This window comes from Blautia sp. An81, from assembly GCF_002161285.1.
Classification (GTDB): domain Bacteria; phylum Bacillota; class Clostridia; order Lachnospirales; family Lachnospiraceae; genus Blautia; species Blautia ornithocaccae.
The window spans coordinates 41,113-61,864 of record NZ_NFHH01000021.1 but is presented as its reverse complement, the minus strand read 5'-3'; the positions used below and the strand labels follow the sequence as shown (position 1 = coordinate 61,864).

19 protein-coding genes are annotated in these 20,752 nt (G+C 44.4%); 4 read left to right on the top strand and 15 right to left on the bottom strand.

What is annotated here, in order from left to right; genetic code table 11:
- The first annotated feature begins 170 nt into the window (after positions 1 to 170).
- The gene (locus tag B5G33_RS15800) at positions 171 to 920 is read left to right on the top strand and encodes a helix-turn-helix transcriptional regulator (RefSeq protein ID WP_204247410.1); all 750 of its coding nucleotides are present in this window, start codon (positions 171 to 173) and stop codon (positions 918 to 920) included.
- Here the strand turns inward: B5G33_RS15800 and B5G33_RS15795 are convergent.
- From B5G33_RS15795 to B5G33_RS15785, 3 genes are all read right to left on the bottom strand, one after another.
- Entirely contained in the window at positions 914 to 1,897 is a 984-nt protein-coding gene (locus B5G33_RS15795; RefSeq protein ID WP_087418299.1) for a P1 family peptidase, read from the bottom strand. The genes B5G33_RS15800 and B5G33_RS15795 overlap by 7 nt on opposite strands.
- A 376-nt stretch (positions 1,898 to 2,273) precedes the next feature.
- A complete protein-coding gene (locus tag B5G33_RS15790; protein ID WP_087271360.1) occupies positions 2,274 to 2,843 on the bottom strand; it encodes a chromate transporter in 570 nt (189 codons plus the stop codon).
- On the bottom strand, positions 2,840 to 3,406 hold the full coding sequence (locus B5G33_RS15785) for a chromate transporter (protein ID WP_087271364.1): 567 nt from the start codon (positions 3,404 to 3,406) through the stop codon (positions 2,840 to 2,842). Before B5G33_RS15785 ends, B5G33_RS15790 begins: the two co-directional genes overlap by 4 nt.
- 104 nt (positions 3,407 to 3,510) lie before the next feature.
- Between B5G33_RS15785 and B5G33_RS15780 the strand changes: the two genes are divergently transcribed.
- Together B5G33_RS15780 and pckA are read left to right on the top strand one after the other, a co-directional pair.
- On the top strand, positions 3,511 to 4,395 hold the full coding sequence (locus B5G33_RS15780) for a LysR family transcriptional regulator (protein ID WP_087418298.1): 885 nt from the start codon (positions 3,511 to 3,513) through the stop codon (positions 4,393 to 4,395).
- A 178-nt stretch (positions 4,396 to 4,573) separates the two neighbouring features.
- Positions 4,574 to 6,178, top strand: coding sequence for a phosphoenolpyruvate carboxykinase (ATP) (pckA, locus tag B5G33_RS15775; RefSeq protein WP_087418297.1), 1,605 nt, complete (start codon positions 4,574 to 4,576; stop codon positions 6,176 to 6,178).
- A gap of 150 nt (positions 6,179 to 6,328) precedes the next feature.
- Here the strand turns inward: pckA and B5G33_RS15770 are convergent, their stop codons facing one another.
- The 7 genes from B5G33_RS15770 to B5G33_RS15740 all read right to left on the bottom strand — a co-directional run bounded on the left by B5G33_RS15770 (position 6,329) and on the right by B5G33_RS15740 (position 11,642).
- A complete protein-coding gene (locus B5G33_RS15770; RefSeq protein ID WP_087418296.1) occupies positions 6,329 to 7,735 on the bottom strand; it encodes a uracil-xanthine permease family protein in 1,407 nt (468 codons plus the stop codon).
- A gap of 65 nt (positions 7,736 to 7,800) precedes the next feature.
- On the bottom strand, positions 7,801 to 8,586 hold the full coding sequence (gene thiD / locus B5G33_RS15765) for a bifunctional hydroxymethylpyrimidine kinase/phosphomethylpyrimidine kinase (protein ID WP_087418295.1): 786 nt from the start codon (positions 8,584 to 8,586) through the stop codon (positions 7,801 to 7,803).
- Entirely contained in the window at positions 8,583 to 9,227 is a 645-nt protein-coding gene (locus B5G33_RS15760) for an HAD family hydrolase (RefSeq protein WP_087418294.1), read from the bottom strand. Before B5G33_RS15760 ends, thiD begins: the two co-directional genes overlap by 4 nt.
- Positions 9,224 to 9,865, bottom strand: a complete 642-nt coding sequence (thiE, locus tag B5G33_RS15755) for a thiamine phosphate synthase (protein ID WP_087271381.1) — start codon at positions 9,863 to 9,865, stop codon at positions 9,224 to 9,226. The genes B5G33_RS15760 and thiE overlap by 4 nt, the downstream gene beginning before the upstream one ends.
- Complete coding sequence (gene thiM, locus B5G33_RS15750) at positions 9,822 to 10,676, bottom strand: hydroxyethylthiazole kinase (RefSeq protein ID WP_087418312.1); 855 nt, start codon at positions 10,674 to 10,676, stop codon at positions 9,822 to 9,824. The genes thiE and thiM overlap by 44 nt, the downstream gene beginning before the upstream one ends.
- Before the next feature lie 166 nt (positions 10,677 to 10,842).
- A complete protein-coding gene (locus B5G33_RS15745; protein ID WP_087271384.1) occupies positions 10,843 to 11,208 on the bottom strand; it encodes an arsenate reductase family protein in 366 nt (121 codons plus the stop codon).
- A gap of 11 nt (positions 11,209 to 11,219) precedes the next feature.
- Positions 11,220 to 11,642, bottom strand: a complete 423-nt coding sequence (locus tag B5G33_RS15740) for a bacteriohemerythrin (protein ID WP_087271387.1) — start codon at positions 11,640 to 11,642, stop codon at positions 11,220 to 11,222.
- Positions 11,643 to 11,783: 141 nt separating this feature from the next.
- Here B5G33_RS15740 and B5G33_RS15735 point away from each other — a divergent pair, with 141 nt between their 5' ends.
- Positions 11,784 to 12,956, top strand: a complete 1,173-nt coding sequence (locus tag B5G33_RS15735) for a cation diffusion facilitator family transporter (protein WP_087418293.1) — start codon at positions 11,784 to 11,786, stop codon at positions 12,954 to 12,956.
- Between the two features lie 233 nt (positions 12,957 to 13,189).
- Here the strand turns inward: B5G33_RS15735 and B5G33_RS15730 are convergent, their stop codons facing one another.
- From B5G33_RS15730 to B5G33_RS15710, 5 genes are read right to left on the bottom strand one after another with little or no spacing between them, the layout of a single operon-like run.
- On the bottom strand, positions 13,190 to 16,339 hold the full coding sequence (locus B5G33_RS15730; protein WP_087418292.1) for a type III restriction-modification system endonuclease: 3,150 nt from the start codon (positions 16,337 to 16,339) through the stop codon (positions 13,190 to 13,192).
- A complete protein-coding gene (locus B5G33_RS15725) occupies positions 16,329 to 17,384 on the bottom strand; it encodes a virulence RhuM family protein (protein ID WP_087418291.1) in 1,056 nt (351 codons plus the stop codon). Before B5G33_RS15725 ends, B5G33_RS15730 begins: the two co-directional genes overlap by 11 nt.
- A 1-nt stretch (position 17,385) precedes the next feature.
- Positions 17,386 to 19,278, bottom strand: a complete 1,893-nt coding sequence (locus B5G33_RS15720; RefSeq protein ID WP_204247409.1) for a site-specific DNA-methyltransferase — start codon at positions 19,276 to 19,278, stop codon at positions 17,386 to 17,388.
- Positions 19,271 to 20,134: a hypothetical protein gene (locus B5G33_RS15715; protein WP_087418290.1), complete on the bottom strand. Its 864-nt coding sequence runs from the start codon at positions 20,132 to 20,134 to the stop codon at positions 19,271 to 19,273. The genes B5G33_RS15720 and B5G33_RS15715 overlap by 8 nt, the downstream gene beginning before the upstream one ends.
- Entirely contained in the window at positions 20,131 to 20,733 is a 603-nt protein-coding gene (locus tag B5G33_RS15710) for a DUF4391 domain-containing protein (RefSeq protein ID WP_087418289.1), read from the bottom strand. The genes B5G33_RS15715 and B5G33_RS15710 overlap by 4 nt, the downstream gene beginning before the upstream one ends.
- Between the last annotated feature and the right edge of the window lie 19 nt (positions 20,734 to 20,752).

Genomic DNA, 20,752 nt, shown 5'->3' with positions numbered 1-20,752 from the left:
TATGTTGTGGAAAGTGTCTGCTGTTATGCTAAAGTTCATCCTTCCGGCATCAGCAGCCTTGACCCTCTCCCCTATCTGGATTATAATTATAGGGTCCGATTTGCAATTTTTCTATCGTATATCTACGAAAAACTATAACAATCCTGCGAGGTGAGCTCATGCCTATCCTAATGGGACTTAATGAAAACAATTCAGAGAAGGTATGCTATGACATTCCCCATTATCCTGTTTATATCCGCAGAGGGCTTCTCTCTCATTATCTCAATTACAGTGCTCCCAATCACTGGCATGATGACATTGAGCTGATCGCGGTCTTATCTGGTGAAATGGAATACAGTGTAAACGGAGAAATCCTTGCACTAAAAAAAGGACAGGGACTTCTGGTAAATGCCGGTCAGATGCATTTCGGGTTTTCCAGGAAAAAAACAGAATGTGATTTTATCTGTATCCTTTTGCATCCGATGCTGTTATCTCCCCTTCCATCCTTTGAGCAGGATTTTATTCTGCCTGTAATCCGTAATCAGAACTTCCCTTATCTGTTTCTTCATGAGGAAACCTCCTGGGAAAGAGCCATTTATGAAAATCAAGATTTGAACATTGTCAAAAAAATGGCTGAATTTATAAATAACAATTATATGGGAAAGCTTTCCCTTGCAGATATCGCCGCAGCAGGAGCTGTGGGCCAGAGCAAATGCTGCAAGCTCTTTGCCAGGTTCTTTTTCCAGACTCCTACTATGTATCTGACCCAGCATCGGCTGACTAAGAGCATGGAGCTGCTTCTGAACACTGATCTGCCGGTTATTGAAATTGCTCTTTCCGTAGGATTCGGCAGCGCCAGCTACTACACAGAAACCTTTCGGAAATGGATAGGAAAGACCCCTTCAGAATTCCGGAAAGAGGGAAAATTTCATTCTCAATAATTCTTCTTTTCTCCAGTCCTTAACCCTGGAAACCCATAAGCACTCTCCGCGTTTTCCACTGCCCGGATAACAGCCTCGCTCATAACTTCCGCTGCCAAAGTTCCCACCAGGTCCTGGTCTGCAGATATCTGGCCCAGTGAAACAGCATAAATGCTGTCTCCGTCTGCTGAGGTGTGGACCGGCCTTATAGAACGGGCATATCCATCATGGGCCATGCCGGCGATCTTGCAAAGGGAGGCCTTATGAAACTTTCCGTTGGTAAGGATTACTCCAATAGTAGTATTTCCTGTGAACTTATTTTCCACTACCTTGGTGCTTGCATACATCAGGTCTTCTGTGCTTCGGAAAGCTTTTTTATCCTCTGTCAGCAGACCGGCAATCTTCTGCCCTGTTTTCCAGTCATAGATATCGCCCAGAGCATTTACTGCTACAACGGCTCCCACCTGCAATTCTCCGATCTGGAGGGCGTAGCTGCCTATACCAGATTTCATGCAGAAATCCATACCTGCAAATTTTCCTACTGTGGCTCCGCAGCCAGCGCCGTAGTTCCCATCTCTGTAGTTTCCTCCTCTTTCCGAATTGACGCAGGCTTCATATCCCATAGTCTTATCCGGCCATACATGAGAGTCCCCCACAGTGAGATCAAAAAGATCAGACTGGCATACCAGCGGCACTTTCAGAGAAGGCCCCACTTCAAATCCGATCTTCCGTTCTCTCAGATATTCCATAACGCCATCTGCCGCATTCAGTCCAAAGGCGCTGCCTCCTGCCAGCACAATGCCATGGATTACCTGAGCTGCTGCCAGGGGATCCATCAGCTCTGATTCCCGGGAGGCAGGGCCTCCGCCCCGTACATCCAGACCTGCTGCCATTCCTTCTTCAGAGAGGAAAACCGTACACCCGGTTCCTGCCTCTGTATTTTCTGCCTGCCCGATTCTTATACCTTTTATTTCTTTAATGCTGATCTCACGTTTCATATTTTTTCCTTTCTGCTTCTCTTATCCAGAAGAAATTATCACTATTCTATGGATAGCGTCGGTGTACAAGGGGCCAAACGCCTCTGCCATGTGATTTTGCCCATTTTCGGCGTTATCCTCAGTCGGCGTACGTCCAGTACGCCTCTTTCGTCTGCCTTGAAAATGGGCAAAATTCCGATGGCAGAGGTCGAAGAGTCAGAAGGAGCTAAATTTGCAATTCTGCAAGGCACTTGAATGAGGCGTACTGGACGTACGCCGATTGAAAGTAACGCGGCAGAACTGCAAATTTAGCCGTTCTGACCGTTTGGCCCCTTGTACATCGACGCTAAGTATAGCATTTTCCCCGGCCCTTCTCAATATAAACAGCTGTCTGGTATTATCCCTGTCCCTGTATTACTGCCACTGCCAGCTTCATGACTCCCGCCAGCACCATGACCAGCACCGGATTCCATTTCAGCTTTTGCAGAAATACTAAAGAAACCAGAAAAATTACCACCAGGCTCCAGTTTGTCTTTGTCAGGTCTATGACAGCACTATTTCCCCAGAAGGCTGTGACCAAAATGGAAATCCCCGCCGATGCGATCATGGCAACCACTGCCGGACGAAGGGAATTCAGCACACTCTGGAGTACATCCATATTCTCATATTTCAGATATAATTTTGCCAGCAGGACAACAATTACGCAGGATGGAAGGATGCACCCTGCTGAGGCCACCAGTGCTCCCGATATGCCTGCAATACGGATTCCCACAAAAGTGGCAGAATTAATGGCAATGGGCCCTGGGGTCATCTGAGAAATTGTGATCAAATCTGTAAATTGTTCCATATCCAGCCAGCCGTGGATATCCACAATCTGCTCTTGTATCAGAGGCATTGCCGCATAGCCTCCTCCAAAACTGAAAAGTCCGATCTGCAGAAAACTGAGCAGCAGCTGAAGATAGATCATTTCTTTTCCCCCTTTCTCTCTATGATCGTGCGGACTACTCCGATAAGTCCGCATGCAAGGACTACATAGACTACATTTACGCCAAAGAAACATGTGGCAGCAAAAGCTCCCGCCATAATAAGAATTGAAACCGGGTTCTTTCCGCAGACTACCCCTGCTGCCATTTCATAAACCACAGATGCGATTACTGCCCCCACGCCCGCCTGCATTCCCTCCAGCAGCTGACTGATCAGAAAACTGTTGCGAAAAGCGTTATAAAATACGGAGATCAGAGAAATAATCAGAAACGGAGGGATAATGGTGGCTATGATTGCCGTAACTGCTCCCACCATGCCTGCCAGCTTATATCCCACTACAATTGCTCCATTGACCGCTATGGCTCCTGGAGAAGACTGGGCAATGGCTACCAGGTCCAGCATTTCATTCTCCTCTATCCAGTGATACTGGTCTACGAATTTTTTCTTCATTAAAGTTACGATGACATAGCCTCCGCCAAAGGTAAAGGCACTTAAATATAATGTAGAAATAAATAACTTTATCAAAACTTCTTTCTTACTTCTCATATCTTTTTCCTCCTCTCTGTCAGTATATCCTTTCTTGACTTATAGGTAAAATAGTATTATTCTATTTTTATCATAATGTTTTTATTATAAAGGAGGAGCACTCTATGACCCTTCGACATATGAAAATATTTGTAACGGTCTATCGCCACAGTAATATTACAAGAGCTGCCGAAGAACTTCATCTGGCTCAGCCTTCTGTAAGTCTGGCTGTGAAAGAACTGGAAGAATATTATGGGATACGTCTTTTTGAAAGGATCGGCAGACGCATTTGCCCCACAGAAGCAGGTAATGAATTTTACAGTTATGCCCTGCACATTGTTTCTCTCTTTGAAGATATAGAAAAAAAGATTAAAAACTGGGATACTCTGGGAACCATACGAATTGGGACCAGCATTACTATCGGCACCCATATCCTGCCGGGGCTTATCAAAAAATATCAGGAGGCCTACCCTTCTCTCCGGGTAGAAGCAATGGTGAATAACTCTGGGATCATTGAGCAGCACGTACTGGACAATACTATAGACCTGGGTCTTATCGAAACCCAGCCTGAACATCCGGAAATCCAGGCGATTCCTTTTATGAAAGATCATCTCTGTACCATCCTTCCCACAGACCACCCTCTTTCCAGTCAGAGATGGCTCACCCTTTCCCAGCTTGCCCGGTACCCTTTCCTCATGCGTGAAAAAGGAAGCGCTGGAAGAGAAATCCTGGATGCCAGTTTCGCTCTTCTCCATCTTTCTGTACACCCCATATGGGAAAGTTCCAGCACCCAGGCCATTGTCAGCGCCGTAGCTCAGGGACTGGGCGTGGCAGTCCTCCCCTATATGCTGGTAGAAAAAGACATCCTGGAAGGGCAGGTGAAAACTGTTCCTTTCCGCCAGCCCCTCCATCGGGACTTGAATATCATTTACCACAAAAGCAAGTATCTGACCCCTAATATGGAGGCTTTTATACATCTCTGTAAGGAATTTCCCATGGAAACTCGTTAAAATATTGTCAGTTTTTAAAATTTTTAAAGGATTTTTATTGATTTAATTCACTAAATATGTATAATTAAGGGTATGGGAAGTGGGCACTGCCCCTTTCTTCGGAAATACTGCAGGGGTCCCCAGGTAAGATTCCTGTAAGTTTTACCTTATATTATAAGAAAAGAGAGGTTAGTGTAAGATGGCAGAGATCAATTTAAGTAAGTATGGCATTACCGGAACTACAGAAATTGTTTACAATCCTTCTTATGAGCAGTTATTTGAAGAGGAGACCAAACCAGAACTGGAAGGTTTCGAAAAAGGTCAGGTAACTGAACTGGGCGCAGTAAACGTTATGACTGGCGTATATACTGGACGTTCCCCTAAAGATAAGTTCATCGTTATGGACGAGAACTCAAAAGACACTGTATGGTGGACATCTGATGAGTACAAAAATGACAACCATCCTGCAACAGAAGAAGCATGGGCTACTGTAAAAGATATCGCTATCAAAGAGCTGTCCAACAAGAGACTGTTCGTAGTTGACGCTTTCTGCGGCGCTAATAAAGACACACGTATGGCTATCCGTTTCATCATGGAAGTAGCTTGGCAGGCACACTTTGTTAAAAACATGTTTATCCAGCCTACAGAGGAAGAGCTGAAAGACTTCGAACCAGACTTCGTTGTTTACAACGCTTCCAAGGCAAAAGTTGAAAACTACAAAGAATTAGGCCTGAATTCTGAAACAGCAGTTGTATTCAATATCACAAGCCGTGAGCAGGTTATCTTAAACACATGGTACGGTGGAGAAATGAAGAAAGGTATGTTCTCCATGATGAACTACTATCTGCCTCTGAAGGGCATCGCTTCCATGCACTGCTCTGCAAACACAGATATGAACGGCGAGAACACAGCTATCTTCTTCGGACTTTCCGGAACAGGTAAGACAACTCTTTCCACTGACCCGAAACGTCTTCTGATCGGTGATGACGAGCACGGCTGGGATGACAACGGCGTATTCAACTTCGAAGGCGGCTGCTATGCAAAGGTTATCAACCTGGACAAAGAGTCTGAGCCAGATATCTACAATGCTATCAAACGTGACGCTCTTCTTGAGAACGTTACAGTAGATGAAAATGGAAAGATTGATTTCGACGATAAGAGCGTTACAGAGAATACTCGTGTGTCTTATCCTATCGATCATATCCAGAACATTGTTCGTCCTGTATCCACAGCTCCTGCTGCTAAGGAAGTTATCTTCCTGTCTGCAGACGCATTCGGCGTACTGCCTCCAGTATCTATTCTGACACCAGAGCAGACACAGTACTACTTCCTGTCTGGATTTACAGCAAAACTGGCTGGTACAGAGCGTGGTATCACAGAGCCTACACCTACATTCTCCGCTTGCTTCGGCCAGGCATTCCTGGAACTGCATCCTACAAAATATGCAGAAGAGCTGGTTAAGAGAATGGAAAAGAGCGGTGCTAAAGCATACCTGGTAAATACAGGATGGAACGGAAGCGGAAAACGTATCTCCATCAAAGATACCCGTGGAATCATCGACGCTATCTTAAACGGCGACATCTTAAAAGCACCTACAAAGAAGATCCCATACTTCAACATTGAAGTACCTACAGAACTTCCAGGTGTTGATACAAATATCCTTGATCCTCGTGACACTTATGCTGACGCTTCCGAATGGGAAACAAAAGCAAAAGACCTGGCACAGAGATTCATCAAGAACTTCGCAAAATACGAAGGAAACGAAGCTGGAAAAGCTCTGGTATCTGCTGGTCCTCAGTTATAATTCAAAAGAGCAAATTTTTACCGGGTGTGGAAATCCACACCCGGCTTTTTCTTATCATATTCACCTATGCAAAATTAAATAATACGGTTAAAATACAAAAAATCGATTTTTTAACCGTACAATATCAAATATGCAGCACAATAAGATGTTCTATGCCTCTTTCTTCTCTTTTTTACTCTTCGGCAGAAGAAGACTCAGCAGAAGGGATACCACAAATACCCCTGCTACTGCATTTCCGTTAAACACATCTCCTACCACCTGAGGAAAGGCTGCAAAGAAGTTTCCGGAGGTCTGGGTCAGTCCCACACCGATGCAGAAAGCCAGGGATACAATGATCATGGTCCTGTCGTCAAATTCACATTCTTTCAGCATTTTGATCCCTTCGTACATAATGGAACCAAACATCATAACCGTACAGCCGCCCAACACAGCCTGGGGCAGAGAGTTGAAGAAAGCTCCCAGGGGCGGAAAGAGTGACGCCAGGATCAGGATCAATGCTCCGGTAAAGATGGTAAAACGGTTGATCACGCCAGTCATAGTCACAAGTCCCACATTCTGGCTGAATGAAGTCAGAGGAGGGCAGCCAAAGCAGCCGGAAATAGCGCTGGAAAATCCGTCTACTGCCAGAGAGCCCTGAAGCTCTTCCATTTTAATATCCCTTCCCAGAGCTCCGGTACATACCGCTGTAGTGGCTCCCGTAGTCTCTGCTGCTGATACCAGAAAGACTATGGCAATGGTAAAAAAGGCTCCCAGGTCAAATACCGGCTTGTGGCTGGTAAAGAAAATCAGCTTGGGAATACTGAAAACTCCCACTTCCTGGATTGTCTGGGAAATTCCGGAAAAGTCTACCATTGGTGCAACTCCCGCTGCTGTAAAGAGCACAGCCAGAAGATATCCGAAAACCAGACCAACCAAAATATTCAGATTTTTATATACGCCTTTTAAAAGATAGCGGGAAACCAGGCATACCACTAAGGTAAAAGCTCCGACCAGGAGATGATACCAGGCGCCGAAATCTTCCACACCGCTTCCGCCGCCCCAGGAATCCATGCCTACAGACAGCAGGGAAAGTCCAATGGCGATTACCACACAGGCAGAAACCACCGGTGTTAAAAAACGCTTCCAATACTTTGCACTCAGTCCTACAATCCCCTCAAAAATACCTCCCAGGATCACGGCGCCTACCATTCCTTCATAGCCAAGATCAGGGTTTGTACAAATTACCAGCAGGCTTCCCAGAAAGGTAAAGCTGACGCCCATGACAATAGGCAGCCTGGAACCGATCTTCCAGATAGGATAAAGCTGCATACAGGTACCGATACCCGCCGCAAACATGGCGCACTGCAAAAGCTGAGTGATTTCCGCTGATGTTAAATATTCCCCGGTACTTCGCACGATTGCTGCGCTGCAGACGATCAGCACAGGGGCCAGATTAGATACAAACATGGCCAGCACATGCTGAAGGCCGAAAGGGATAGCCTTTTGAAGAGGTACCCTCCCGTTCAGCCGGTAAATGTTATCCACACTTATCGGCGGATCTTTTTCTTCTTTGTTCATTATATTTCCTCTTTTCTCTGTTATTATATATCGCTATGTTCTAACATAAATCTTACTTTCTTCCATCAGAAATCCATCTCCCACATATGATCCAGCGGCCCGCTTCCCTGACCCAGATTTAACCCGGCTTTCAGCGCGCCTGTAATATAAGCTTTGGCCTCTCTTACGCTGTCTTCCAGACTTTTTCCTGCTGCCAGACCGCAGGCAATGGCAGAGGAAAGAGTGCAGCCGGTGCCGTGGGTATTTGGATTCTCTACTCTCTCCCCTGACAGCCAGGTAGATTTTCCCTGTTCATAGAGAAGGTCATCTGCCCGGTCTGTAAGATGGCCTCCCTTTACAAGGACTGCTCCGCCAGTAAAAGAACTGATGATTCTGGCCGCTTCTTCCATATCCTGTCTGCTTTTAATTTCTGTTCCCGAAAGGGCTTCCGCTTCCGGAATATTCGGGGTCAATATACTTCCTAAAGGAAAGAGTTCTTCCACCAGAGTTTTTCCTGCTCCTTCCACCATAAGGGCGCTGCCGCTGGTGGCTACCATCACCGGGTCGATCACAATATTTTCTGCTTTATACTCTCTCAGCTTGGCTCCGATTACCTTTATAATTTCCTGATTGGATACCATGCCGATCTTTACTGCATCGGGAAAAATATCCTGAAAAATACAGTCCAGCTGTTTTCCCACAAACTCCGGAGAAGCTTCCTCCACTCCGTATACTCCTGTAGTATTCTGAGCCGTAAGGGCAGTGATTGCCGTCATGGCATACATTTTATGGGCAGTTATGGTCTTAATATCTGCCTGGATCCCTGCCCCTCCGCTGGAATCCGAACCTGCAATACTTAATACTTTTTTCATTTCCATTCACTCCACGTCTTTAAATAAATATCTGCTGTTTTCTTCAGCAGTTCCTGTTCCGGCTCCCAGACATCATAGATGCCTACCAGAAAAAATCCCTCTTTTTTTGCAGTCCTGGCCGCAAACACTGCGTCTTCAAACACCGCTGTTTTTTCTGTTTCTGTGCCCAGCTTTTCTCTGGCAATCTGATAGATCAGAGGCTCTCTTTTGCTTTTTCCCGCTTCCTGGCAGGTGATCATACCCTGAAAATATCCATTTAATCCGGTCCTGACAAGGGCTGCTTCAACCAATGGCCGCTGAGTGGCTGTGGCAATGTACATGGGAATCCCCCTTTCCTTTAACTCCTCCAGCACCTGCCGCACCCCTTCTTTCTCCGGAATATCCTGCTGGTAGTGCACTGCCATAAGTCTGTCAAAGTCTCTTATCATTTCTTCCCCTTCTTCCTGAAGTCCATACCGTTCTCTGAAATACTCTGCCGCCTCCAAAAGGGTCATGGAAGCCAGGAGATTTGCCAGATTTTCCGGGGGCTGAAGCTGCCGGGACATAAGGTACTCATCTCCTAAATGTTCCCAGTACCCCATAGAATCCAGCAGGGTTCCGTCCACGTCAAAAATAGCTCCCTGTATCTCTGTATTTTTCATTCTTCCACCACTTCCCTGAGCAGGCTTCTCAGCCGGACACAGGCCTCTCTGATATTTTCCTGAGCAAAGATTCCGGAAACAATGGCAGCCCCGGAAATCCCTGTCCCTTTCAAAGTGGAAATATTCTCCTCTTTAACTCCGCCGATAGCCACAACCGGTATGGACACGCTGCGGCAGATGGCCTCCAGGGTTTCTCTGGAAAGAGCCCCTGCGTCTTCCTTGGTAGAGGTGGAAAAGACTGCTCCTGCTCCCAGATAATCGGCTCCATTTTTCTCTGCTTCTATAGCTTCTTCCACAGAATGGGCGGAGACACCAATAATCTTATCTGGTCCCAGCTTTTCCCGGACCTTTCCCGCTTCCATATCTTCCTGTCCCACATGGACGCCGTCAGCATCTATGGCCAGAGCCAGTTCTACATTATCATTGATAATAAAGGGCACATGATAAGCTGCAGCCAGGGCCTTCATGTCTTTGGCTTCCCTTAAAAGTTCCTCTTCTCCCAGATGCTTCTCCCGCAGCTGAAGGAAGGTAATCCCTCCATCCAGAGCTTCCTTCACCTGTTCCATCAAAGTCTTCTCTCCTGTCCAGGAACGGTCAGTGACGGCATATAACAACATGTCCTTTTTCGTACAATTCATAGTCTGCTCCTTTCTCAAGTTCCTCTCCTGAAAGCTTGTACATCTCATCAATAAGCCAGGTACGGCAGGAGGCATTTCCTGCCTGTTCTTTCACCATACGCCTGCAGGCCCTCTCTCCGCACAGACTCATAGCTGCAGCAGCGGCTGCTGCGGCCTCCAAAGGTTTTTTCGGATTTGCCCCCTCAAAGGCGGCAAGGAGAGATCCCAGCATACAGCCGCAGCCTGTGATCCGGGACATGGTCTCATGTCCCCCGCGGACTGCAAAGGCCCGAGAAGAGTCTGCCGCAATGTCTATGGCCCCGGTGATCAGGATCACTGCACCAGTCTCTTTTGCGAAATCCTGAGCCATTTCTATATAGCTTTTCAGATTTACTTCCGTCACAGCCTCTCCCTGGTCCGCATCTACACCCCGGCTTCCTGTTCCTCCTGTGATAAGACTCCGGATTTCCGAAATATTTCCTTTAATGGCCTGGAACTTTATATTCTTCATAAGTTCTGCCGCAAGAGCTTTTCTGTATCCGGAAGCTCCCACGCCTACAGGGTCCAGGATCACTGGTTTGTTTTTTTCATTGTAGCAGCGGCCTGCCAGGACCATGGTCTCAGCCTTCCGGGGATTTAAAGTTCCCATATTGATATTCAGACCCCAGCAGATCCGGGACATATCCTCGGCCTCCTCCTTACAGTCAGACATAATAGGAGATGCCCCGCAGGCCAGCGTTATATTGGCACAGTCATTTGCTGTGACATAATTGGTAATATTCTGTATCAGAGGAGCTTTCTCTCTTACATTGTCTAATAATTCTCTCAGCATATATCTCTTCCGCCCTGTTTTCTCCCTGTGCAAGGAGCAAAACCTCCTTATGCACTGAGGGTATGTATTACACAGAAAGCAAGAAACAGGATGCCGCACAAAATGTGTAAACTCCAGATAGTGCAGCAGCCTGTTTTCAGACTCCCTGGTTATAATATTGAATTTTCTATTCTGAAGGCATTCCCAGCTTTTCTCTCCACTCTTTCTCCTTAAAGCCTGTGACAACAAAGTCCTCGCCTGCCAAAACTGGACGTTTCACCAACATTCCGTCTGTAGCCAAAAGCTCCAGCTGTTCCTCCTCAGTCATAGTAGGCAGCTTATCCTTTAAGTGAAGTTCTTTGTATTTATTTCCGCTGGTATTAAAAAACCTTTTCAGAGGAAGGCCGCTTCGCTTATACCAGTTCTCCAGCTCTTCTCTTGTGGGATTCTCCTCTACGATATGTCTGTCCTGAAACTCCAGTCCCTGCTCTGTCAGCCATTTTTTTGCTTTCTGACAGGTACTGCATTTAGGATATTCAACAAATAGCAGCATAGCCTCTCTCCTTACAGTCTGTCTGTGTTGGAAGCCATGAATTTGTATTCTGCTACAGAACGGTCAAAGCCTTTGATATGGTCGTAAAGCCAGTCCACTACATTTTTCTGTACCTGAGATACAAATGCCTCTGTAGGACCTTCTTCCTCTTCCAGCATTTCCTGCAGCTCTTTTACTGCCTGTTTAAACTCCTGATGTTTTTCTTTATGTTCTTTAATGCCCGGATACTGGATCTCTTCCTGAAGCTTCTCTTCTGCCTCAAAGTGGAAGACTGTATAGTCCAGCAGGTAATCCAGCATTTTTACTGCTTTTACCTTGCCCTGACCGTCCTCACAGCTTTCCAGAAGCTGATTAATTCTGTCAATAAGTTCTTTATGCTGAGAATCAATCATATCATTTCCTGTAACCAGTGTTTCATCAAATTCAGCTCTCATAATCTTGTTCCTCCATTTATCATACTTTCTTATTAGTGTACCACATTTTTCTCCGATTTCCAATATATTGCCATCTTTCTCTTGCACCAAATTCTCTTTTATTATAGAATAATATCCAATGACCAAAACGGAGGTGTTTTTATGATATCATTCCTTGCCAGAATGTTCATTAAAGACTACAAAAATACATCCTCTCCCCAGGTCCGTCAGGCCTATGGCATGCTCTGCGGCTCTGTGGGGATCGGGCTGAACATACTTCTCTTCATAGGAAAATTTTTTGCCGGAATCTTAAGCGGCTCCATTGCCATAACTGCTGATGCAGTAAACAATCTGTCTGATGCAGGTTCTTCTTTTATCACTCTCATCGGATTTAAAATAGCGGGGCAGAGGCCGGATTCTCAGCATCCCTTCGGTCACGGCAGGATTGAGTATCTCTCAGGGCTTTTTGTAGCCGCTGCTGTACTGATCATGGCTTTTGAGCTGGTAAAGACTTCTATAGAAAAAATCCTTCATCCAGAAGCCATAGAATGCACTCCTATGATCCTGGTGATCCTGGCAGCCTCTATCCTGGTAAAATTTTATATGTCTTATTACAATAAAAAACTGGGAAAGAAACTGAACAGTGCAGCCATGGCCGCCACTGCTGCCGACAGCTTCAGCGACATGATCTCTACCTTTTTTGTTTTTCTGGTAACTATTGCCAGCCTGTTTACAGACTTTAACCTGGACGGCTGGTGCGGGATCCTGGTAGGACTTTTTATTTTCTATACAGGCATTACTGCCATGAAGGAAACTGTGGATCCCCTTCTGGGCCAGCCTCCTACTAAAGAGCTGGTGCAGCAGATTATGGACATTGTAAACGCTCATCCCTCTGTGCTGGGGATTCATGACCTGCTGGTCCATGACTACGGTCCAGGAAATCTGATCATTTCCCTTCATGCAGAAGTGTCTGCTAAAGGGGATATACTGAAGATCCATGATGAGATCGACAACATTGAGCGGGAGCTGAAGCAGCGCCTGAACTGTACCGCCACCATACATATGGACCCAGTGGTGACAGATGATGATTTTTCCAATCAAATGCGGAATAAAATGAACCAGCTTCTCAATGAGCTGGATCCGGAGCTGAAAATGCATGACTTCCGCATGGTAACTGGCCCTTCCCATACCAACCTTATTTTCGATGTGGTGGTTCCTTATAACTGCCCTATGACTCCCAGTGAAGTGGAAAAGGCCCTTTTATCCAAAATTCACAATCTGCCTGGAAATTTCTATGGAGTGATCTGTATCGACCAGGATTACGGCACCAGATAGAATTGAAAAGCGAAAAGGCAGGAGATATTCTGTAAATAGAGATTCCCTATCCGGCTATTACAGAATATCTCCTGCCTTTATTTTTACTCAAGGTAGGGCTTTGAAATATACACATCTTATGTAGCGTTTACACTACAATTCGACGCATTTTTCTCCACATTCGCCTGATTGTTTCTGTCTCTCATAAAAAGTGTACTCAAAATGTACTCAGCACATAGTAGGTTATTGCAATGTTATAGTGACTTCATCACATTCAGTAGGTTCTGATAGCTATCCACATCATGATATTTTACATTGCTTGTAGACATTTCATTAAACAGCTTCTTAGCGCAGGAAATCTTTGCTTGTTCAATCGGTCTAAGATTCAAACTTTCCATAGTACCCTTGGTTTCCGCCACAAAGAAAATATGTTTTACCGTTCCTTCATAAAAAGCTATCGCCCAGTCAGGTGAATAGTTCCCCACGGGAGTAGGGATATGGAAGCCCTTCGGCAGTTTTGCATATACACAGACTTCCTGTGCTGCATCTAAGTCTTCCACAAAGCGACGTTCAATGCTCTTTTCAGCCGAACCATCTGTAAATACATAATCCTGAATTGCTTTATTCGCCCGAAACGCTTTGTCAAAGGTCTGTGCACTCTTTTCTGCGGTAAAAATGGTACTGTCATAACCAACTTCAAGCTGATTGTAAGAAATGTGCTCAACAATCATGGTTGCTTTTTGTTCTCTGATGAGCTTAATAACCTTAGAGATAAACTCCTCCGGATTGTTCTTGAACATATAGAGTTTATCTACTCTTAATCCTTTCAAGATAGCAGCCACCGTTTTACGAGTCAGAACAGTACCTTCAGCAATTTTTCCGATAAGGTCATATTTAATCTGGCTGGTCTGAGCGTGTTTCAATGTGTAAGTTCCGGAACTTTCCCTTACAAACGAATCGCCACGACCTATCTCATATTCATCCATTTGAGACTTTTGTCTGCCAATAGTTGTTGTATATTGAAGTTCTGAAACAAATAACTTCTCATTGATATGAGCTATAGACTTATGAATAAGTTCATTACTGTCAAACTCAACGGTATAAGCATATCTGTGATTGATCTGCTTCCATAGTGCCTGAAATTCCGCCTTCGCAAAGTTTTCATTCAGAGGATTCTCTTTAACCTTCGTCTCATGACCATCAGAGAACATATCCTTAAGAACACTATCATCGTAAACAGACTGGATCAGTGTATGGATTCCATCTGCCATAGGCTGAATTTCTTCAGGAAGCGGAGCAACCGTTCCCATCTTCACATCTGCACGGTACTTATCCGTAACCTTCCGCTTCATATCGACATAGCCATTGCTGATAAGATAGAACTCAATGGCATCGGCAGTATTGCTGTCAATAAGAGTAGGTGTTCCATCCACTTTAATATATTTGCCCTTGAAGTATTCGCTGGTGGCAGTCGTCGGTCTGTCATACAGAACGGTCTTAATGTCGCTCTGAAGATCAGCCACAAAGCCTTTATAACTTTCGCTTGCGATAACCGTAAGCATATTGATGTCGTGAACGTTATCACCGCAACTTTCGGCATCCATACGATTACCATGTTGGTTGACGCACAGGCGCAGACCTCGACCAACTTCCTGGCGTTTTGCTGTCTGGCTGTCAGAGTGCTTCAGCGTACAAATCTGAAATACATTCGGGTTATCCCACCCCTCTCGCAAAGCAGAGTGGGAGAAGATAAAGCGTGTCGGCTCGTCAAAAGACAGCAGACGTTCTTTGTTCTTCAAAATCAGATCGTAAGCGGAAATATCGTCAGAAAACTCGCTTCCACGCTTCAGCTGGCTGTCGATACTTCTGCCGGTCTTTTTATCAATACTAAAATATCCTTTGTGAACCGCACTTACATCACTGCACATAGATTTCAAATATTTCTGGTAAGGAGTATCGAAAACAGTAATGTAGTCGTTGAGTACATTCAGGTATTCCTCTTCAAATATCTTCCCATATTCACCCAGAACTTCGTTGCCATCCGCATCATATTGACGATACTTGGAAACTTCGTCAATGAAGAAAAGAGAAAGGGACTTAATTCCCATATTAAACAGCTTTTCTTCCTTCTCGAAGTGAGAAAGGATGGTTTCACGAATCTGAATCCTACGCATATCAGACTCTGACACATCGCCGGAAACTTCACCGGTTTTGATCACTTCACCATTGGTAAAGGTCACTGTACCACGAAAAGGATCAATATCAGAAATCGTATATCCCTTATACTGTTCCATCTCCTGAGATACATAATACAGGTCATCTCCAACGCCCAAAACACGAGTTTCCCGATTAATGGACTTATTATAACCGATTTCCAGCTCGATACGAGCCATAGGCGGTTTCTTGGAAGAGAGAACAATCTGCTCCAGAAACATATAACTATCCGTGCCCCGGAAGTTCTTCACTTCAAAGCCCTTAACCTCAATCTTCTTAACCAAACGCTTATTAAACGCATCCAGTGCATCCAGAACATAAACCGTATTATGCTTAACGGCATGAGTTGCAGAATAATTCAACGTAAATAGAGGATTGAAATTCTTCAACGCCTTCTGGGTAACAGCGCCACCCATCTTCTGCGGTTCGTCCAAAATGATAATCGGTCTGTTCGCCTTAATCACATCGATCGGACGGCGGGAACCAAACTCATCACGCTTAGAATAAATAATACGGGCTTCCTTACTCCTGCCGTCCTCTTTCAGAGAAGAAGCAAAAGCCTGCGTATTGATAATCATTACATTGATACCGGAGCTGGATGAAAAGTTATCCAGCTGGTTCAGATTTGAGCTATTGTAGATGAAGAAACGAGCTTTTTTCCCATAATACTCCATGAAGTGGTCTACGGTAATTTCAAAGGTCTTTTTCACGCCCTCACGGATGGCAATAGACGGAACGACAACAATGAACTTACTCCAGCCATATTTTTTATTCAGCTCAAACATGGTCTTGATATAGACATAGGTCTTACCAGTGCCAGTCTCCATTTCAATATCAAGGCTGCACCTGCCCAAGTCTTTCACAAGATTTGGGGACTGTTTGATGTTGTTCTGGCTCTGTATCTTCTGAATATTCATCAGCAACTGATCGTCCGTCAGTTCTACCACTTCGTTCTTGTAGCCCGTATCGTCATCATCTAAATCATAGATATTCAGCTGACGATCCTCACCTGTATCCATCGAATACTGCTGATCCATCTCAATATTTAACCGCATCTGCTGAACGGCTTGTCTTTTCCCCACATCTCGAATATAGCTGATCTTATCGTAGTATCCCTGTCCCTGGAACACCTTAACAACAGCATCGACAGCATCCGTTTGGTATTGCTGTATCTTAAAATTAAACTTCATCCTTGCGGTTCACCTCCTGTTCCAGCATAAGGAAACGGTCAAAATCACTCTCATACAAGCGATCCTGAATAATACGGTACTTTTCGTATTCCGTTTCCGCATGGAGTTTCGCCTGTTCTGCACTGATTTTGCCCGGACCGGTCAGCAATTCATTTCCGTTGAATTCCAGGAAACCATCCAGCCGTTTCGCCCAGTCTTCCATACTCATGGGAATTTTACGCTCTGCCTGCAACTCTGCATAATCCAGATAAATCGACACAATGCGCTCCAAATAGTTCATTTCTTCTTTGCTCAGGTAGTTTTTTGCAATCGTCACATCGGCTTTCAGAATTTTACCATCCGGGGCGTTCTCCCATGTGGTCAGACCCATGTGTTCCTTATTGGCGTCAGCACGCTCCACGATCAATTCAGCCGCTGTGTGGCGGTGGACGGCAAAGTGCATCTTGTTCTGAACCGTCTGGAAAAACAGGCGGGTGGTTTTTGCGTTTTTGTCATAATCAAACGCCGTAGCGTACAAATCCGTTACTTTCTGATAAAATTTGCGCTCCGACAAGCGGATTTCACGAATCTGCTGTAACTGGCGTTCAAAATATTCATCCGTGAACATATGACCTTTTTTCAGGCGTTCCGCATCCATTGTCCAGCCTTGAATGGTGTGGTCTTTCACGATTTGCCCTGCCCACTTGCGGAACTGTACCGCCCGCTGGTTATTCACCTTGAAGCCAACGGCAATAATCATCTGAAGATTATAATGATCCTGGCTGCGACTGACTTGACGATTTCCCTCGGTTTGAACTGTCAAGTATTTCTTGACAGTTGCCTCCGGTGTAAGCTCGCCATCCGCATAAATTCGATTTATATGCTGAGAAATCGTCTGCTTGGTTACATCATACAGCGCCGCCATCATTTTCTGTGTCAGCCAGATATTTTCGTCCTCATAGCGCATTTCAAAGCTGGTATCGCTCTCCCCGGTGGAAGCTACAAAAGTCAGATATTCTGCCGCCGAGCTGCGGATCGCCAATTCTTTTTTCTTTTTATCCGCCATATTACAGCACCTTCCTTACTGTGTCAGGACTGTATGTAGCAAAAATCTGCTCAAAGTTCGTAGCGACACTATCGTTTGCCAGAGAGCTGTCACGCATCACGAAGTAATAAGGTTCCTTCTGAGCGATCGCCTTGATCGTCTCATCGTTCACATCGGCATCAAAGCAGGCAATCAGGAATCCATCGGCAACATCAAATACTTTCTTGCCGGCAATTACAGTTTCCTCAATCTTACTAGAAAGCTCAATTCCCAAATCAAGCATCACTTGGAACAGCAAATCCTCTGGGGTTCTATCCTCTTTAATATTGTCAGTCATAAAGTCAAACAGGTCTGCTCCATAATCAGCAAGGCTGTAGTAGACATCTTTCATGTTGGAGGTATCGCATTTTAAGACACGAAAACCGATGTCGAGACCTTGTGTTGTCAAAGGACTATCCTCTTTAATTTTCTTACCGGCACGGCGGATACGCTCTTTTCCGATTTCACAAATATTTTTGTAGCCAGCTTTATATGCCTTCCCTGTTTCAGAACATAGCTCTGGCACTTGCGCCATGATGAATTTTCTGTGACTCTCTCTATCTGCATTAATCTGCATGAGTGCATGAGCAGTTGTAGATGAACCTGAGAAAAAATCAAGAACAATCGAATCATCCTTTAAGTTCGCTAATGTAATCAATCTTGTTAGAAGGCGCACAGGTTTAGGTCCGTCGAAAACACCAGCCTCAAGAAGTTTCGTAACCTCTTTTGCTCCTTCTTGACTATGTCCAACATCTTTATAGAACATAATAGAAGTAGGTGCCATTCCATCGTGTTTGAGTTCTGATAAAAATCTTTTAATACAGGGTACACTGTTTCCATCTACCCCAAAATAAATTCTATTATCTTGGAGTCTCTCCAAAAATGCTTTTTTGGAGAGACTCCAGCAGCGACCTGCTGGAGGCTCTATTACACGCCCAGATGGCGTTGTAATAGGATAATCACAGGCTGCATTGTATGTTTTTACAGACATATCGCTTGGTTTCCAAATTCCTCGAGGATCATTATCCGGATTCTGGTAACGAGCATTAGCCGCATCAGTTCGTGGTAATCTACCGATTACAAAACAGTCCAAGCTTTTAGCATACATGAAAACATAATCGTGACTGTTTGAAATAAATCTTGCATCATTCTTGGGTGCATAAGCTCGTTCCCATACCAGCTGTGCTACAAAATTTTGCGAGCCAAACACTTCATCACAGCACTTCTTAAGATTTTCTTGTTCATTGTCATCAATACTAATAAAAATAACTCCATCATCCGTCAGTAAATCCTTTGCCAGCTTTAAACGAGGATAAATCATATTCAACCAGTCAGTGTGAAAACGACCGTTGCTTTCTGTGTTTGGCACAAGTCGGTTGCCTTCCTCGTCAAACTGTCCGCTGTTTTCCATATATTCTTGCGTACTCTGTGCAAAATCATCTTCGTACACAAAGTCATTTCCCGTGTTATAAGGCGGGTCAATGTAAATCATTTTAATTTTGCCAAGATAAGTTTCTTGTAGCAGCTTGAGTACTTCCAGGTTGTCGCCCTCGATATAGAGGTTTTCGGAATCAAAGCCACCAGGAGTACCATCCTTACCCACACTTTCTTCACGGCAAGGACGCAGGGTTTTGGCAATAGGCGCATTTGCCAGAAGAACAGATTTCTTTTTATCAGGCCAAGTGAACTGGTATCGTTCCTCTTTGCCCTCAACCACTGTGCAGGAAATCTCCTGCATCAGAACGTCCTTATCAATGGCACGGACTACTTCGCCGTTCTCGTTGATTGTCTCCGTAACAGCATTCGGGAACAATGCTGCGAGCTTTTTGAAATTTTCATCCGCCTTATTCGGCGTGTGCATTTTCAATTTATCCATTTTCTTTTTCCTCCCGTAATTTATTTTTATGGCACTCATCTATTGTTTGTGTTCTATCGCATATTGGCGTTTCTTCTTTTGTTTTTATTGCTTCAACAATGTCATTTTTTAGTGACCGGTTTGCTAAAATATTTAACTCATCAAATTTTGTAACCTGACGACCATCAAGATAGTTTGCAATTCTTACATTTGCTCTTGCAATTTTATCTACATCAGATGCAATTTTCTCATTTTCCGTATTCGTATTTGCATTTGTGTTTTGCGAAAAATCATTATTGTAAATAACCGTTCTTTCATATTCTTTTTTTCTTTTAAGGTCAGGTCGAGTATAAGATACTTTTAATTTAATCTGAGGGAAGATTTCCGTAGCAATATTTTCTCCGCTAAATGCTATTCTTCCTTTGACTTTTTCTTTTGGATAAAGCTCAAATACCGTATTAAATAGTCCATCAAGACAAAGCTCTTTATTTTTACCGTTGTTATAAATGTCCAAAACCTTAATACTTATATCTTTTGCTTCTACACCGCCGGTGTTTTCTATGGTCAAATACAACGTTGAGGCTTCGTCAATCAGGTTCATGCTCAAAAGCGGTTCTTGACTTTCTATATGCTGTTCCTGTATTTGGTGGTTTTGCCACAATGCTAAAAACCCCAAGGATACCGTACCTATGAAAGCCTCAAACCCGGCGATATATGTTAAAACATCACCGGCAGTCAATTTAGATTGTAACCATACAATTTCACAATCTATCTTATATAACACATGGACGATGACAAGCGGAACTGCAAATATAAGCATCGAAAGTGTAAACACGCAAACTTTATGCTTTCTCATAAAATTCAATAACTTTATCAAGGTATTATCTCCTTTTTAATTTCGTTCAGTTTTTGCACCAGCTCAAACTTTTTCTTCGGCTGCTTTTCATTCTTAGCCAATTTTGTCAAACGGTCGATTTCCTTTTGAATCTTCATTCGCTTCTCGTCAACCGCTATCTGCTCATCCAGGGTATTGCCCTGATCTATCGTGATACCGCCAATTTGGACAATAATGTTCTCCCAAACGGCATCCATATTCAATCCCTTCAGTTCAATGGAAAGGTCATCTTTGGGTTCCCAATCCGTCTGCATCAGCTTCGTGTGATAGGTGACAAGCTTCGCTTCACTGCCACATTCGAGAATCAGCAGCATATTCTGCGGGATCAATTTTGAAATGGTGATAATGGTTTTGTCCTCAAAATCTTTCCTTTTCAGAGCAACCTGAAGGACAAAGAACGATTTAACCTGCTCACCCTCTGCAATATTTATTTTTGCTGGGGACACCTCGTTGACAATGGTAATCCTTGAAATATCGGCATCAATTTTTGCTCTCTCTGCGGTGTTCATTTGAAACTTTGCATAAATCGCATTCTTGGGAAGCTGCTTACTCAGTTCGGTAGCCTTTGGCAAACCAAGCATTCTCCCACCTCGCTTTCTA

Excerpts from the sequence above, each read along its gene's own strand:
- B5G33_RS15745 (WP_087271384.1), bottom strand. The coding sequence starts at position 11,208 with ATGCTGCTATTTGTTGAATATCCTAAATGCAGTACCTGTCAGAAAGCA.
- B5G33_RS15780 (WP_087418298.1), top strand. The coding sequence starts at position 3,511 with ATGACCCTTCGACATATGAAAATATTTGTAACGGTCTATCGCCACAGT.
- B5G33_RS15720 (WP_204247409.1), bottom strand. The coding sequence starts at position 19,278 with ATGGATAAATTGAAAATGCACACGCCGAATAAGGCGGATGAAAATTTC.
- B5G33_RS15740 (WP_087271387.1), bottom strand. The coding sequence starts at position 11,642 with ATGAGAGCTGAATTTGATGAAACACTGGTTACAGGAAATGATATGATT.
- thiM (WP_087418312.1), bottom strand. The coding sequence starts at position 10,676 with ATGCTGAGAGAATTATTAGACAATGTAAGAGAGAAAGCTCCTCTGATA.
- pckA (WP_087418297.1), top strand. The coding sequence starts at position 4,574 with ATGGCAGAGATCAATTTAAGTAAGTATGGCATTACCGGAACTACAGAA.
- B5G33_RS15790 (WP_087271360.1), bottom strand. The coding sequence starts at position 2,843 with ATGATCTATCTTCAGCTGCTGCTCAGTTTTCTGCAGATCGGACTTTTC.
- B5G33_RS15800 (WP_204247410.1), top strand. The coding sequence starts at position 171 with ATGGGACTTAATGAAAACAATTCAGAGAAGGTATGCTATGACATTCCC.
- B5G33_RS15735 (WP_087418293.1), top strand. The coding sequence starts at position 11,784 with ATGATATCATTCCTTGCCAGAATGTTCATTAAAGACTACAAAAATACA.
- B5G33_RS15785 (WP_087271364.1), bottom strand. The coding sequence starts at position 3,406 with ATGAGAAGTAAGAAAGAAGTTTTGATAAAGTTATTTATTTCTACATTA.
- B5G33_RS15725 (WP_087418291.1), bottom strand. The coding sequence starts at position 17,384 with ATGGCGGATAAAAAGAAAAAAGAATTGGCGATCCGCAGCTCGGCGGCA.
- thiD (WP_087418295.1), bottom strand. The coding sequence starts at position 8,586 with ATGAAAAAAGTATTAAGTATTGCAGGTTCGGATTCCAGCGGAGGGGCA.
- B5G33_RS15710 (WP_087418289.1), bottom strand. The coding sequence starts at position 20,733 with ATGCTTGGTTTGCCAAAGGCTACCGAACTGAGTAAGCAGCTTCCCAAG.
- B5G33_RS15795 (WP_087418299.1), bottom strand. The coding sequence starts at position 1,897 with ATGAAACGTGAGATCAGCATTAAAGAAATAAAAGGTATAAGAATCGGG.
- B5G33_RS15760 (WP_087418294.1), bottom strand. The coding sequence starts at position 9,227 with ATGAAAAATACAGAGATACAGGGAGCTATTTTTGACGTGGACGGAACC.
- B5G33_RS15730 (WP_087418292.1), bottom strand. The coding sequence starts at position 16,339 with ATGAAGTTTAATTTTAAGATACAGCAATACCAAACGGATGCTGTCGAT.
- thiE (WP_087271381.1), bottom strand. The coding sequence starts at position 9,865 with ATGAATTGTACGAAAAAGGACATGTTGTTATATGCCGTCACTGACCGT.
- B5G33_RS15770 (WP_087418296.1), bottom strand. The coding sequence starts at position 7,735 with ATGAACAAAGAAGAAAAAGATCCGCCGATAAGTGTGGATAACATTTAC.